Annotated in this window: 12 protein-coding genes; all 12 read left to right on the forward strand. The window is 36.9% G+C overall.

Annotation, left to right across the window (positions count from 1 at the left end):
• Nucleotides 1–3 precede the first annotated feature (3 nt).
• The 12 genes from fliD (at nt 4) to ACYQ1E_RS02230 (ending at nt 15,674) form a co-directional block, all read left to right on the forward strand.
• Entirely contained in the window at nt 4–1,446 is a 1,443-nt protein-coding gene (fliD, locus tag ACYQ1E_RS02175; RefSeq protein WP_459875040.1) for a flagellar filament capping protein FliD, read from the forward strand.
• Between the two features lie 10 nt (nt 1,447–1,456).
• Entirely contained in the window at nt 1,457–1,942 is a 486-nt protein-coding gene (locus ACYQ1E_RS02180; protein WP_459875041.1) for a flagellar protein FlaG, read from the forward strand.
• A 140-nt stretch (nt 1,943–2,082) separates the two neighbouring features.
• Nucleotides 2,083–3,264: a tRNA pseudouridine(13) synthase TruD gene (gene truD, locus ACYQ1E_RS02185; RefSeq protein WP_459875042.1), complete on the forward strand. Its 1,182-nt coding sequence runs from the start codon at nt 2,083–2,085 to the stop codon at nt 3,262–3,264.
• 2 nt (nt 3,265–3,266) lie between these two features.
• Entirely contained in the window at nt 3,267–4,304 is a 1,038-nt protein-coding gene (locus tag ACYQ1E_RS02190) for a histidine kinase dimerization/phospho-acceptor domain-containing protein (RefSeq protein WP_459875043.1), read from the forward strand.
• Nucleotides 4,304–5,989, forward strand: coding sequence for a glutamine--tRNA ligase/YqeY domain fusion protein (locus ACYQ1E_RS02195; protein WP_459875044.1), 1,686 nt, complete (start codon nt 4,304–4,306; stop codon nt 5,987–5,989). The genes ACYQ1E_RS02190 and ACYQ1E_RS02195 overlap by 1 nt, the downstream gene beginning before the upstream one ends.
• A 109-nt stretch (nt 5,990–6,098) precedes the next feature.
• Entirely contained in the window at nt 6,099–6,770 is a 672-nt protein-coding gene (locus tag ACYQ1E_RS02200; protein WP_459875045.1) for a phosphatidylserine decarboxylase family protein, read from the forward strand.
• Nucleotides 6,757–7,539 carry a CDP-diacylglycerol--serine O-phosphatidyltransferase gene (pssA, locus tag ACYQ1E_RS02205; protein WP_459875046.1) on the forward strand — a complete coding sequence of 261 codons (783 nt, stop codon included), beginning with the start codon at nt 6,757–6,759 and terminating at the stop codon, nt 7,537–7,539. Before ACYQ1E_RS02200 ends, pssA begins: the two co-directional genes overlap by 14 nt.
• Nucleotides 7,540–7,613: 74 nt before the next feature.
• Nucleotides 7,614–9,146 carry a 2-isopropylmalate synthase gene (locus ACYQ1E_RS02210; RefSeq protein ID WP_459875047.1) on the forward strand — a complete coding sequence of 511 codons (1,533 nt, stop codon included), beginning with the start codon at nt 7,614–7,616 and terminating at the stop codon, nt 9,144–9,146.
• On the forward strand, nt 9,131–10,405 hold the full coding sequence (leuC, locus tag ACYQ1E_RS02215) for a 3-isopropylmalate dehydratase large subunit (protein WP_459875048.1): 1,275 nt from the start codon (nt 9,131–9,133) through the stop codon (nt 10,403–10,405). Before ACYQ1E_RS02210 ends, leuC begins: the two co-directional genes overlap by 16 nt.
• 51 nt (nt 10,406–10,456) lie before the next feature.
• Nucleotides 10,457–10,954 carry a 3-isopropylmalate dehydratase small subunit gene (locus ACYQ1E_RS02220; RefSeq protein ID WP_459875049.1) on the forward strand — a complete coding sequence of 166 codons (498 nt, stop codon included), beginning with the start codon at nt 10,457–10,459 and terminating at the stop codon, nt 10,952–10,954.
• 2 nt (nt 10,955–10,956) lie between these two features.
• On the forward strand, nt 10,957–12,033 hold the full coding sequence (leuB, locus tag ACYQ1E_RS02225) for a 3-isopropylmalate dehydrogenase (protein ID WP_459875050.1): 1,077 nt from the start codon (nt 10,957–10,959) through the stop codon (nt 12,031–12,033).
• Between the two features lie 38 nt (nt 12,034–12,071).
• The gene (locus ACYQ1E_RS02230) at nt 12,072–15,674 is read left to right on the forward strand and encodes a PEP/pyruvate-binding domain-containing protein (protein WP_459875052.1); all 3,603 of its coding nucleotides are present in this window, start codon (nt 12,072–12,074) and stop codon (nt 15,672–15,674) included.
• The last annotated feature ends 38 nt before the right edge of the window (nt 15,675–15,712 follow it).

Below are 15,712 nucleotides of genomic sequence, written 5' to 3' on the forward strand. Positions count from 1 at the left end.
CTTATGAGCCTTGGGTCAATATATAATGCATACCCTAATGGAAGACCCAGTGGACTTCCCACAGATATTGTTGATCAACTGGTTCAGGTAAAAGAGCTCCAGCTCTTAACCCCTATTCAGCAGGACATTCAAAATGAGCAGGCAAGGGAAGATAATTATACATCCCTTAGCTCTAAATTGGTTGATCTATATAAGGCAGCTGATGAGATAGACACTCCATCTTCTTTTCTCACCAAAACTGCTACATCTTCTGATGAAAATATCTTGACTGCTGATCCATCTAACACGGCCCATACTGGAAACTACACAGTTACTGTAAACAATATTGCGAAAGCCCATCATTTAATAATTGGTGTTGATGATGGAAACTCATCAAATGGAGTAACTCAAGGTATATCCAATCCAGATGATGCGGACTTAATTCAGGATAATATGACTCTCTCTTTCTATCACAATGGAAAAGAATATTCTTATACTACTGATTCCCAAACAACATTAACTGAGTTAGCCAACGAGATATCAGAAGACGATAATGGAGTTTATGCTCAGGTTACAAATATTGGAACAGAAGAATCTCCTCAATATGTGTTAAGCCTTTTATCTGAAACTACAGGGTCAGGCAAAAATCAAATAACAACTGATTCAAATGGAACAACAACCGGAATAACCCTATCAGATGATTTATTTACAACAGGAGCAACAGAACAAGAGGATGCACAATCAGGAGAAGATGCTTCTCTAAATGTAGATGGAGTAGATTACACAAGGTCTTCAAATGAAATAGATGATATTATAGAAGGGGTTACAATAAACATAAAAAATACAGGCACAGCAAATATAACAGTTTCCCTTGATATAGATGATATTACAAACAGGGTTAAATCCCTTGTAGATGCCTATAATAACTTTGACCAGTTCATGGATGAGAATGCATCCTATGATTTGGAAGAGAAAAAAGCAGGTGCCCTTTTAGGAGACTCCATTGCAAGGACTGCCCAAAATAATATAAGGTCTATTGTATCAGGTATAGTTCCTGATACAGCTGATAATGCATATCAATACTTATCCCAGATAGGGATTGAATTTAATGATGATGGTCAGCTTACATTTGATGAAAACACTTTTAAAAACGCATTAAATTCTAATCCAGATGATGTCTCAGCCTTATTTACTGGAGAAAATGGAATCGCAACAAGGCTAAAAAATGCTATATCTTCATATACAGATTCTTCATCAGGCATCATAACAAAGACAATTAAATCTATTAAAGACAAGATAAATGATTTAAACGATAAATATAGTGAAGCCCAGGAAGATATTCAGGACTATGAAGAACAATTAGTTAAAAAATACGCTAATCTGGAAGAAGTGGTATTAAAATACAAGGCAATTCAAGAACAACTAGACTCATACATTGAAATGTGGAAAAACATAAAATCATTTTAAGGGGTTTTTTATGTCAAGCAATATAAAAATAGACAAAACTCCACCCATAGAATTAAAGGATAAAGAGTTTAATTCTCCAGATACAAAGCAGGTGGAAATCAAAAAGCAAAATAGAGAAAATATCAAGATAGAGAGTGATGATTTAGAAAAGGCACAGAGAACATTAGAACAAAAACTCCTAAAATCCCAGCAGGAAAATCGGATTGATCAAACTGTTTCACCTAAGGATATACTCAAAGAAAAGGGCAAAAAAGGTCTTATACAAAAATTAACAGGAGATGAACTTGAGAAGGTAAAAGAGGCCACAAACGAGGTATTAGCCCAGTTAAATATTCAATTGGATTTTGAGATAGATAAGACCCTTGGAAAGGTGATTGTAAAGGTCATAAATAAGGAAACAGGAAAGGTCATTAGACAAATTCCACCAGAAGAGATGCTAAAGATTGCCAAAAGAATGGAAGAGATGAGCGGCATCCTCATTGATAAGTGGAGTTAATTAAAAAATTTATTAAAATATCTTTCCCTCCAAGCAAGAGGCCTTTTTGTGCCTTCTTACCTTGACAGACATTTGCAAAACAATTACCCATCTACTTTCCATTTAGTATCTTCCAAAAAAGAACGGATAGCCTATTTTCTATGAAAATTGATTTTGGAGATATAAAAATTTCTATAAAAGAGCGAGTCCAGGACTTTCAGGTTCAAGAAATAGTTGATTTTCCAATCAAAAACACAGGAGATTTTGGAGTTTATATTCTTAAAAAATGGGGAGCAAATACCTGGGATGTTCTGGGAGATGTAAAAAAGAGGCTTAGAAGGAGCGCCAGAGAAATTGCATATGCAGGCCTAAAAGATAGACACGCAATAACCTCTCAATATATCACCATATATCAAGGCCCTAAAAAAGATATTAAAGGAAAAAACTATAATTTAAAATACCTTGGCCAGACAGATAGACCTATTTCACGGTCAAATCTCAAAGGAAATAGATTTAAAATAAAAATCAGGGTATCAAAAGACATTCCTGAGGATTTCTTTTTAAGACAAGTAGAATTAGTTGAAAAATACGGTATTCCAAACTATTACGATGACCAGAGGTTTTCCTCTGTTCCAAAAAATAAATTGTTTTTTGCAAAGGAACTTATCTTAAAAAGATACAAAAATGCACTTTATTCCATTTTAGTCAACTCAAGTCAAAAAGAATCTTCAAAAACAAAAAAATTCAGGGAATGTTTAAAGGAAAATTGGGGAGATTTTTCAAAGTGTCTTTCCCTTGCACCTCCGAATTGGGAAAAACAAGTTTTGAAAATACTTTCATCTGGCAAGTTATCAAATTCTAAAATAAAAAAGGCCCTTTCTATAATTGACAGAGAATTTTTATTTTTTCAATGTAATGTCTATCAATCCTATGTGTGGAACAAAGTGTTAAAAAATTTCTTAAAATCCCTTGATATACCTTTAAAAAAAGTTCCAGGTGAAATCATGGACCTATTTTTTTATAGATCTTTAAGACCACAGGCCTTTGACCAGGTTATCACAACCCAAATACCTTTACCTGGCCCAAATATTGTGTTAGAATCTAACCTCTTTGAAATTTACAGAAGGGTCTTAGAGGAGGAGGGGATAAAAGATATTGGCACATTCAGGACAAGGGTTAAGGGAGCTGTTTTTAAATCCAACCCAAGGCACGCTATTTTTATTCCAGATATATTTAAATGGGAAAAATCCACCCCTTACATCTGGCAAATTGATTTTTTCTTACAAAAAGGTTCCTATGCCACAATTTTTATAAAACGTCTTTTTTTATTCTATGAGGAGTAAAAATGACGAGAAAAGAAATAAGATTAGTCCTCGTCACAGAAACACAAAGACTCGCAACAGAACTCTCTAAAATCTTTAAACAAAATGACAATATTTCACTTTATTCAATTACTAATTCAAGTGAAATAGCCCTTGATTTTGCTGCCAGAAAGCAGGTTGATTTAATCCTCATTGACTGGAATGGAAAAAATGGAAATCCTTTTCAAGATGTTAGTTTTAAGGTCCCAATTGTGTTTATATTTCCTGAACAAATTGATGATCTTTTAAAAAATAGGGCCTTAGAACAATATGGTTATATTGTGTATCCATTTGATAACCATGCGATATTAAACACCCTACATCTCGCAATAGAAAAGTTCAACTTACAGAAAGAATTAAATATAGCCAACCGAATAAAAGCCCTTAGTATCTTCTCCGCTGGCATAGCTCATGATTTTAATAACTTACTTGCTACAATAATTGGATATACTGAGCTTTTAAAATTCAAGATTAAAAACAGGGAGGAACTTAGTCGATATGTTGATTTAATTTTAAGGGCTTCTGAGAAGGCCAAAAATTTGGTAGATAAATTAGCTCAATATAGCCGCAACTGGGAAAAAATGGAGAAACACATATTTCCATTTCATATAATTTTAAAAGAGACATTACGCATAGAAAAGTCTGATCTATTGGGAACAATATCCATAATGGAAGACATAAACAAAGAAGGCGATGAAATATATGCAGATCTATCACAGACTTATCTATTATGCCAATCTTTATTAAAGGTCTTAAAAAATATTACAATGCCTAATACTCAGTTAAAGATCTCCCTTAAAAACAAAGAGATTGAAGATTCAGGCAAGAAAATTGTGTGTCTTTTTATTGAAGCCAAAAAACAGGATTTAAAAACTGAGAAAATAAAAGAAGAATTAGGGTTAAGAGGTATTTTAAAGTTTATAAAACAACTGGATGGTAAAATTGATATTGTCAATCTGGATGATGATAAAATTAAAATAGCTATTTTTATTCCTGGAGCAAGCAATATAGGAGAAAGATAATGAAAAAAGAAATACAAGTCCCAAAAAATTTTATAAAAAACATAATTATGCAGGATCTAAAAGAAGGCAGGGTTGAAAAAATAATAACCAGGTTTCCACCAGAGCCAAATGGATATTTACATATTGGACATGCTAAAGCCATTTGTTTAAACTTTGGACTTGCAGAGGAATTTAATGGCAGGTGTCATTTAAGATTTGACGATACAAATCCAACAAAGGAAGATGATAAATTTGTTCAGGCAATAAAACAAGATGTTAGATGGCTGGGTTTTGACTGGGGAAAACATCTATATTTTGCATCTGACTATTTTGATAAATTATTTGAATTTGCAGTGGAGTTAATAAAGAAAAACAAGGCATATGTTTGTGACCTTAGCCCTGAAGAAATAAAAAAATATAGGGGAACATTAACTGAGCCTGGCATTGAAAGCCCTTATAGAAACAGAAGTATTGAAGAAAATTTAGATCTCTTTTACAGGATGAAAAATGGAGAATTTGAAGAAGGATCAAGGGTGCTTAGGGCAAAAATTGACATGAAATCTCCCAATATAAATATGCGCGATCCTGTTATCTACAGGATAATAAAAAGGCCCCACCACAGGACCAAAAATAAATGGTGCATATACCCAACCTATGACTTTGCCCATTGCCTGAGCGATGCAATTGAAAACATAACCCATTCCCTTTGTTCTCTAGAATTTGAAGACCACCGCCCTTTGTATGAGTGGTTTATAAATGAACTCATTAAAAAAGAGCCAAAACCCAAACAAATAGAATTTGCAAGGTTAAATCTCTCCTACACTGTGCTCAGCAAAAGAAAACTCATCCAGCTTGTGGAAAAAGGAATTGTAAATGGCTGGGATGATCCAAGAATGCCCACAATCGCTGGTCTTAGAAGACGTGGCTTTACCCCAAAATCCATTAGAAGGTTTTGTGAATTAATTGGAGTTGGCAAGAGTGAATCTATGGTGGATATAGGACTTTTAGAATATGCAATACGGGAAGACCTAAATAAAATAGCACCCAGACGAATGGGGGTATTGGATCCTGTTAAGGTAGTAATAGTTAACTACCCAGAAGACAAAGAAGAATATCTTGATGCTATAAACAATCCAGAAGATCTATCTCAAGGCACACGGAAAATTCCTTTTTCCAGAGAACTATTTATTGAAAGAGAAGATTTTTTAGAAGATCCCCCTAAAAAATTTTATAGGCTTGCACCAGGCAGGGAAGTGAGATTAAGATATGCATATTTTATAAAATGTGTTGACCTAAAAAAAGATAAAAATGGTAATATTAAAGAGATCTATTGCACCTACGACCCTGAGACCAGAGGGGGTAATGCCAAAGACGGCAGAAAAGTAAAGGCAACGCTGCACTGGGTATCTGCAAAACACGCATTTTCTGCTGAATTAAGGTTATATGACCGTTTATTTATAAAACCAGACCCAACTGCAGAGGAAAAAAAGGGAATTGATTTCAAAGAATATATAAATCCAGACTCTCTCAAAATTATAACCCATTGTAAGTTAGAACCTTCTCTAAAAGATGTCCAGCCAGGGGATAGGTTTCAGTTTGAAAGAAAGGGATACTTTTGCGTTGATCCAGACTCAACCTATGATAAATTAATCTTTAATTTAATCGTGCCCCTTAGAGACAGGTGGGCTAAAATGGCAAAAAAATAAGAACAGATCTTTTTCTTGAAGAAATGAGAATAGTTGTGTAGTAATATCTTACTTTAATAAATCAAAACTAACGACAAAGAAAATTTTTATATCACTATGGTGAGGAAAGATGAAGGATTTATTAACTGGCATGTCTTTTGGTATTGCTAAAGAAGGAATACCCTTTATACTATTTTTTGCTTTTTGCACCTTTATCTTTGCATTAATAGATTTTAAAATTTTGTCTATTTTATTTTTGGCAATGACCTTCTTTGTTCTGAATTTTTTTCGTGATCCAGAAAGGTATCCCCCATATGAGGAAAATGTGGTTGTGAGCCCGGCTGATGGGAGGGTAGTTGAAATAAAGAAGGTCTTGGATCCCATTAGTAATATTGAAAAATCCAGGATCTCAATTTTTATGAATATCTTTAATGTCCATGTGAATAGATCTCCTGTATCTGGTGAGATAAAAGAGATTAAATACATACCAGGAAAGTTTTTTAATGCAGAATTGGATAAATCCTCAGAAAAAAACGAGAGAAATCTAATAAATATCAAATCAGAGCAGGGAGATTTTACAGTTGTTCAGATTGCAGGACTTATTGCCAGAAGGATTGTGTGTTGGATAAAGAAAGGCGACAAAGTCCTAATTGGACAAAGGATTGGAATGATAAAATTTGGATCAAGAGTTGACCTTTATATACCTTCTGGCTATGAAATTGAAGTGCATAAGGGAGACAAGGTCATTGCTGGACAAACTATTCTGGCAAAAAAACAAGGAAAAGATTATGAAAAAAAATAAACGCACACCTATTGGTTATTACGTTATCCCAAACTTGCTCACAACAGCCAGTATGTTCACTGGATTTATAGGGATTTTATATGCTATTTCAGGTAAATTTTATCATGCAGCCATGGCAATACTTATAAGTTGCATATTTGATGGTCTTGATGGAAAAGTTGCCAGGCTCACCAGGGCAAGCTCTGATTTTGGGATACAGATGGATTCTTTGGCAGATTTAATAGCCTTTGGAGTAACGCCAGCAATTACTGTGTATCTCTGGAAATTACATTATTTTGGAAGGCTTGGGATCGCAATCTCCTTTCTTTTTCTAGGGTGTGGAGCCCTCAGACTTGCGAGATTTAATTTAATGGCCATGAGAAAAGATATATATGATCCCAAATTTTTTATGGGACTACCTATACCTGCTGCTGCCTGTTTTCTTGCAACCTTTATCCTGTTTTCAAAATGGGCGACCTTTGATAATTTATTTTCAGAAAAAACACTATCTTGCTTTTTGCTCGCATCAACTTTTTGTCTGTCCCTGCTTATGGTTAGCAATATAAAATATTATTCCTTCAAAGATTTAAGTTTGTTTAAAGCAAGGCCATTTACATCGTCTGTTTTAGTGGTACTTCTCTTTGTCCTTGTTGGTTCTGAACCTTATTTAATCACATTTTTGTTTTTTCTCTTTTATACTTTATACGGCCCAATTTATACCTATATGTACCTTCCCTTTCATAAAGATCGCCCTTTGCTTAGAGGGCTTGCAAAGCGCAAGTCCTCATAATTATAATATATGTTAGTATTTAGGAAATTGAATAAAATTAAAAAGTTAAATTGAAGCTTCCAGGGAGAAAATATATGTCTGAGAAAATATATATTTTTGATACAACCTTAAGGGATGGGGAACAATCCCCAGGCGCTACCATGAATACAGAAGAAAAGAAAAGACTTGCCAGACAATTAGATAATCTTGGTGTTGATGTAATAGAAGCTGGTTTTCCTGCTGCAAGTGAGGGGGATTTTGAGGCTGTCAAAGAAATTAGTAAGGTTATAGAAAATGCGCAAGTAGCAGCCCTTTGTAGGGCATCTAACGCAGATATTGACAGGGGATGGGAGGCAATTAAAGGTGCCAGGTATCCCAGAATCCATACATTTATTGCCACATCAGATATTCACATGCAGCACAAATTGGGAATGAGTAGGGAAGAGGTTATAGGTGCGATAAAAAAATCTGTGTCAAGGGCAAGGGAATACACCCACAATGTTGAATTTTCAGCAGAAGATGCCTCTCGCTCTGACTGGGATTTTCTGGTACAAGTAGTTGAAACTGCAATTGATGCAGGCGCTACCACAATAAATATACCAGATACAGTTGGTTATGCCCAGCCAGAAGAATTTGGGGATTTAATTAGATATCTAAAGAAAAATGTTAAAAATATAGACAATGCAATTTTAAGTGTCCATTGTCACAATGACTTAGGTCTTGCAACTGCCAACACCCTTGCTGGTATCAGGGCAGGGGCAAGACAGGTGGAAGTAACCCTGTGCGGGATTGGAGAAAGGGCAGGAAATACTGCCTTAGAAGAGGTAGTAATGGCCCTTCATGTAAGAAATTCCTATTATGGATTTGAGACCAACATAAAAAAAGAACTCCTCTATCCTGCATGTAGACTACTCTCCATGATAATCGGTATGCCCATCCCCGCATACAAAGCAATTATTGGTGGAAATGCCTTTGCCCATGAAGCTGGTATCCATCAACATGGAATATTAAAAAATAGACTCACCTACGAGATTATGACGCCAGAATCAATTGGCAGGCCACCCTCCGAACTGGTTTTGGGTAAACATTCTGGAAGACATGCCTGTAAACAACAGTTAGAAAACCTCGGTTATAAATTAACTCCAGAACAGCTAGATAAGGTATTTAAGGCAGTTAAGGACTTAGCAGATAAGAAAAAACAGATCTTTTTGGAAGACTTAGAGGCCTTAGTATTAGAGGAAATATACAGGATACCAGATAAATACAAATTAAAATATCTCTGTTCTATCTCAGGAAACATGGCCATACCCACCGCAACTTTGAAAATGGAGATTGATGGTGTAGATGAGCAGATTTCTGAATTTGGGGTTGGTCCTGTTGATGCAGTATTTAATGCAATAAGTAAGCTCATAGGAAGACAACCAAAATTGGTTAAATTTTCCATTAATGCAATTACAGGTGGAACAGATGCCCAGGGTGAAGTGACTGTAATTTTAGAAGAAGGAAATAAGACTGCCATAGGAAGGGGCTCTGATCCAGATATCATAGTGGCAAGTGCAAAGGCCTATATTAATGCATTGAATCGTCTCGCCCGAAAACAGGAGGAAAAAGTATGGGCAAAGGTTTAGTTCAAAAGATATTAGAACAACATACAGACCAAGAGGATTTTTCAGTTGGTCAGATCATACAGTGTAAGGTATCTAAGGTGCTGGCAAACGATATCACAGCGCCTCTTGCAATAAAATCTTTTGAAAAAATGGGAGCAACAAAGGTATTTGACCCTGAGAAGGTAATACTTGTGTGCGACCATTTTACTCCAAATAAGGATATAGATTCAGCAGAACAGGTGAAGATAGTCAGGGAATTTGCAAAAAAAATGGAAATTAAGTATTATTTTGAAGGCGGAGATGCTGGGGTTGAACACGCCCTGCTTCCAGAACTTGGATTAGTTGAACCTATGGATATTGTTGTTGGCGCAGACAGCCACACATGCACATATGGAGCCATTGGGGCCTTTGCAACAGGACTTGGTAGCACTGACATAGCAGCTGCAATGGTATTAGGTGAGACATGGTTTAAGGTCCCTCCAACCATATATGTAGAGCTTAAAGGTAAACTACCTGAATTTGTTCAGGGAAAAGATATAATCTTAAATCTAATTGGAAATATAGGGGTAGATGGGGCCTTATATAAGGCATTGGAATTTGGCGGGGATACATTAAAAGAACTAAATATAGAGATGCGCATGACCATCGCCAATATGGCAATAGAAGCAGGTGCAAAAGTAGGACTATTTCCCATTGATGATATTACAAAAAAATATATGGTGGAGAGGGGGAAAAATGTCCATGATTTTCTCTATCCAGACGAGGATGCCAGGTACGAAAAAAAGATAACCATTGAAGTTGACCAATTATCGCCTCAAGTTGCATGCCCCCATCTTCCTGAAAATGTAAAACCCGTTGAAGAGGTGAAGGGAGTAAAGGTTGATCAAGTAGTAATTGGTTCGTGCACAAATGGCAGGATTACTGATTTAAGAGAGGCAGCAGAAATTTTAAAGGGAAGAAAAGTAAAAAAACATGTAAGATTAATAATACTTCCTGCAACTCCAAATATTTATAAACAGGCCTTAAAAGAAGGTCTTATAGAAATTTTTCTTGATGCTGGCGCAGTTGTAGGCCCTCCAACATGTGGACCCTGTCTTGGTGGACACATGGGGATACTTGCGTCAGGGGAAGTGGCTGTTGCCACAACTAATAGAAATTTCAAAGGCAGAATGGGGAGTTTGGATAGTTTTGTATATCTATCAAACCCTTCTGTTGCAGCAGCAAGTGCTGTTTGTGGTGAAATAGTACATCCTAAAATAGTCACAGGAACTCATGATTAGAAGATTTTTAGTTTTTGATTCCTGAACATAGAACAATAAAAGAGGTAGATTATGGAATTTAGAGGCAAAGTGCATAAATTAGGCGCACACATAGATACTGATGCCATTATTCCTGCACCTTTTCTGGTTACAACAGACCCAAAGGAGCTTGGTTCTCACTGCATGGCAGGTATTGACCCAGAATGGGTCAAAAAAGTCTCAGAGGGAGACATAATAGTTGCTGGCCCTAATTTTGGTTGCGGATCATCCAGAGAACATGCTCCACTTGCCATATTGGGTGCAGGAGTATCCTTGGTGATTGCCCATAGCTTTGCTAGGATATTTTTTCGAAATAGTTTTAATATGGGACTTCCCTTGATTGAAATTGGAGATATGTGGCAAAATATTGACGAAGGCGATGAACTTAAAGTAAATCTAGTAAAAGGAGAAATTCAAAATTTAACTAAAAACCAGGTTATAAATACTCCAAAATTGCCAGATTTTATGTTAAATTTATTGAAAGTAGGTGGACTTATTGAATATGTGAAAAATAAGATAAAGGGGAATTAGAGGTGGAATTAAAGATCTGCGTCCTTCCTGGAGATGGAATAGGCAAAGAGATAGTGGCCCAGGCAGAAAAGGTATTAAAAAAAGTAGCAAAAAAATTTGACCATGAGATTTATATTGACCACGCCCTAATCGGCGGCTCTGCCATAGATGAATGCGGAGAGCCACTTCCTCAAGAAACAATAGACAAATGTCTAAAAGCAGATGCAGTCTTACTTGGAGCAGTGGGCGGACCTAAATGGGATAATGTTGACCACAATTTAAGGCCTGAAAAAGGTTTACTAGGAATCAGAAAGGCACTAGGTCTTTTTGCCAATCTTAGACCTGCAAAGGTTTATAATGAATTAAAAAACGCATCCTGCCTTAGATCAGAGATAGTTGAAAAGGGCATTGATTTAATAGTTGTAAGGGAGCTTACTGGAGGAATCTATTTTGGTGAACCAAAAGGCATTGAAATAAGAAATGGGGAGAGATTTGGATATAATACAATGGTATATTCAGAATCAGAAATCAGTCGGATAGCAAGGGTAGCCTTTGAAATTGCCAAGAAAAGAAACAAAAAGGTATGTTCTGTGGACAAGGCCAATGTTTTAGATGTATCCAGGCTCTGGAGAGAGGTAGTAGAAGATGTAGCTAAAGAATATCCAGACATTGAGCTTCAACATATGTATGTAGATAATGCAGCTATGCAGCTTGTAATAAACCCTTCTCAATTTGATGTAATTGTTACTTCAAATTTATTTGGAGATATTTTATCTGATGAAGCATCCATTATTACTGGATCTATAGGAATGCTTCCATCAGCCTCTATAAAAGATACTAATAGTCCAGGCCTATATGAGCCAATACATGGCTCAGCTCCAGATATTGCCGGCCAAAATAAGGCAAATCCTCTGGCAACGATTTTGTCTCTGGCCCTTATGTTTACTTACTCATTTTCCCTGGAAAAAGAGGCTAAATCTATTGAAAATGCTGTAAATAGAGTGCTTTCAGAGGGTTATAGGACCCAGGATATTTATACTACAGGGTGTAAGCTTGTGTCCTGTTCTGAGATAGGAGATTTAGTAGCTTCTTATATTTAGGAATTTCCTGCGATATTGATATTTTAAGGAGGAATATAATGGCAAAGCAAAAAGATAGTCAAATAGAGCCCAAAATAGATGTCAAGTTACAAGAAAAGGTCAAGACCAAAGTTGTTGCTTCTACTGAAGAATTAACAAAGAAATTGGTGCTCAGTGGAAGCGAGATTGTGCTTCTGGGGAAGCAAGGGGAATACTTGGTTGGTGGGAAAAACTATAATACTGCCATCATTAGCCAGATTGAAGGCATAAGGGCGCCGCAATTTCGCGCAATATCTGCCAAGGCATTTCATAAATTATTGGATGAAACAAACGTCAATGCAACCTTGATCAGAGAGGTTGTTGAAAGAGAATATGAGCAGGTGGACTGGAATAGCGTTGAAGTAAACAGTGATCCTGAATTTTTGAGAAAATTTGTCAGAAAGACCGCAGCAAAGGTAAAAAAACTCCAGGAAAAACAGGGACAGAGGCTTATCAAGTTAAGAAAATTTATAAACAACGTGGTTGAAGGGTTTGCCACATCTCCAGAGGGCATTGACCAGTTGAGAAAACGCTCAATACTCGTCCAGGTGGCTATATTGTCCGTGGATTTACCAGAGGAGGTAAAGGAGGCTGTTCGTCAGGCATATAGGGATATTTGCAAAGAAGTTGGAGAAGAAAATGTAAGAGTGGCTGTTAGATCCTCTGCTGCAGGTGAAGATAGTGCAAAAAAGGCATTTGCCGGGCTTCAGGACACCTACTTAAACATAACTTCTGAAGATGAGGTAATAGTGGCCTATCAATGGGACTGTGCATCCGCTTATAATCTGCGTTCAATGACATATAGAAGAGAAGCAATTCTAGATGCAGTGGACCTTGCTGAAAAAACTGGTGATGATACCATTGCTGAAAATGCAAAAAAAGAATGGGCTATTGAAAATACATCTCTATCAGTTTGTATAATGAGGATGATTAATCCAGTGATTTCTGGAACAGCTTTTTCTGCTGATACAGCCACTGGTTGCAGAGGAACTGATAGAAATGACCTGGTATCCATTGATGCAAGTTATGGTCTTGGAGAAGCAGTTGTATCTGGAATGGTAACCCCAGATAAATATTATGTTTTTCAAAGAGATGATGGGCAAGAAGTTGTTATCAGACAAATGGGTAAAAAAGACAAAAAAATTGTATACAAAGACGATGGAAGCGGAACTGTTGTTGTAAGTGTCCCAGAAGATGAGGTTTATAAGTGGTCACTTTCACTTGCCCAGGCAGAAGAAGTTGCCAGGGGTGTCAGGAAAATAAGCCAGGCCTATGGCGGAATCATAATGGACACAGAGTTTTGTATAGATGAATGGGATAGACTCTGGTTTGTTCAGGCAAGGCCTGAAACTAGATGGAATATTGAGTTTGAAAAACACCCGTATACCATCTATATGAAAAGATTGGAAGTAGACCCCAAGGCCTTAGAGCATGCTGAAGTCCTCCTTACTGGAAATGGTGCATCCAGGGGGGCAGGTAGTGGTAAGGTAAGATTCTTACGCTCTGCCCTGGAATTAAATAAGATCAATAAAGGGGATATACTGGCTGCTGAGAGGACAGACCCTGATATGGTGCCAGGGATGAGGATAGCTTCTGCAATACTTGCAAGTGCAGGTGGAGATACATCCCATGCTGCCATAACTTCCAGAGAACTAGGCATACCCTCAGTTATTGGTATAAATAAAGTTGAATCATTAAGGGCCTTAGATGGGCAGGAAGTAACTGTTGATGGTTCAAGGGGAAAGGTGTATAGGGGAGCACTTCCTCTAATAGAAGTTGGGGGAGAGGTAGATGTATCTAAACTCCCACCAACCAAGACAAAAATAGGGTTAATACTTGCAGATGTGGGACAGGCAATGTTCCTCTCCAGACTAAGATATTCTCCTGATTTTGAAGTAGGACTCCTGCGTGCCGAATTTATGCTTGGAAATATAGGTGTCCATCCAATGGCTCTTGAAGCCTATGATAATGGGACGCTTAATATTTTTGTCCAAGAAAAATTAAAAGAACTTGATAATGAACTTACAAAGATAATAAAAGAACAACTGGACAATGGAATTTTGACCTTTGATCTAAATTTAAGAAAGTATGTAGGTATAATTTCTGGCCTAACAGACAAGATAGAGGAACTCAGTGCAAAGGTTACAGCAGGAAGAGAGGAAGAGTTGGCAGTTCAAAGAAAAATAAGAGAATGCGACAGAGCATTGGATTCATATTTAGAAAATGCAACACACTATTTAAATGAAATAAAGACATCAACTGATATCAAAGAACACATTGCTTATGTAATGGGTTACTATGATAAATTACTTACCCTTGGAGATTCCCCTGAAGATAGACAAAAGAAAGAAGAAATAGAGGAGAACATCAATTTTCACTATCAAAGGATAAAAGACGACCCAGAAGTTAGACATGTAATTGAGAGGATAAAGAGGTTAAGGGAAGATGTTGCTCAAAAAGTAGGTCTTGGCCAGAGGATGGACGATGTAAGGAACTTGCCAAAGAAAATCGCTAATCACATCAAAAGCAAAGGATATAGGACAGGAAAGGAATTATATGTACAATCCCTTGCACAAGGGCTGGCCCTTTTTGCCATGGCATTTTATGGCAGGGAAATTATCTATAGGACCACAGACTTTAAAACAAATGAATATAGAAATCTCGTAGGCGGGCTTTTGTTTGAGCAGGTAGAAGACAATCCAATGTTAGGATACAGGGGTGTTTCCAGAAACCTTCACGACTGGGAAATAGAGGCCTTTAAATTGGCCAGGGGCGCCTATGGTGGTAAAAATCTGTGTTTGATGTTGCCTTTTGTAAGGACCCTGGAAGAAGCAAGGTCCATGAAAAGATATTTAGAACATGTCCACAACCTAAAAAGTGGTGAAGATGGACTAAAGATTATTCAGATGTCAGAAATCCCCAGTAATGCAATTCTAGCAAAGGAATTTATCACGGAATTTGACGGATTTTCCATTGGTTCCAACGATATGACCCAGCTGGTCCTTGGAACAGATAGGGATAATCCCAGACTTAGAAAGGTATATGATGAAGAAGATCCAGCAGTAGTATGGGCTATTTTAACTACTATTTTCACAGGGCAAAAATATGGCAAAAAAGTTGGCTTCTGCGGCCAGGGTGTGTCTAATAGTAAAATAATTAGAGGGCTTGTTTGCATTGCAGGCATAGTTTCAGCATCAGTAGTGCCTGATACATATGCCCAGACCAAATACGATGTATATGAACTTGAGCAAGAAAATATACAGTTGAAAGATCTCGGAAAATGGTTAAAGCAACAACACTTTGAAAGATTATGTAATATCCTAAAACAAGAGGGTTATGGACACATAATTAAACAAAATACTACAGCTGCTGACATACTCCAGTGGTATGAAGGAGAGATAAACAGACTTAGCAGGCAACTTTATAATAATTTGCAAACCCCAAAAGAGCAATTTTACAGAAATGAACTGGAATCCTTTAGAGATAAATTGCATAAACCAGTAATTTATGCCAATTGGGATTGGGATCAAACTGTACTGGATGCACTACACCAGGCCGGCTTTTCCTCTTTTGAAGAGCAGGAAGAGGCATTAAAAAGACAGAGAGAAAAGTATAGTCAGTAGGGGTTTGGTTGAGGGTTAATGGGTTAATGGGTTGTTAA

The sequence above is a fragment of the Desulfothermus naphthae genome (assembly GCF_054657475.1).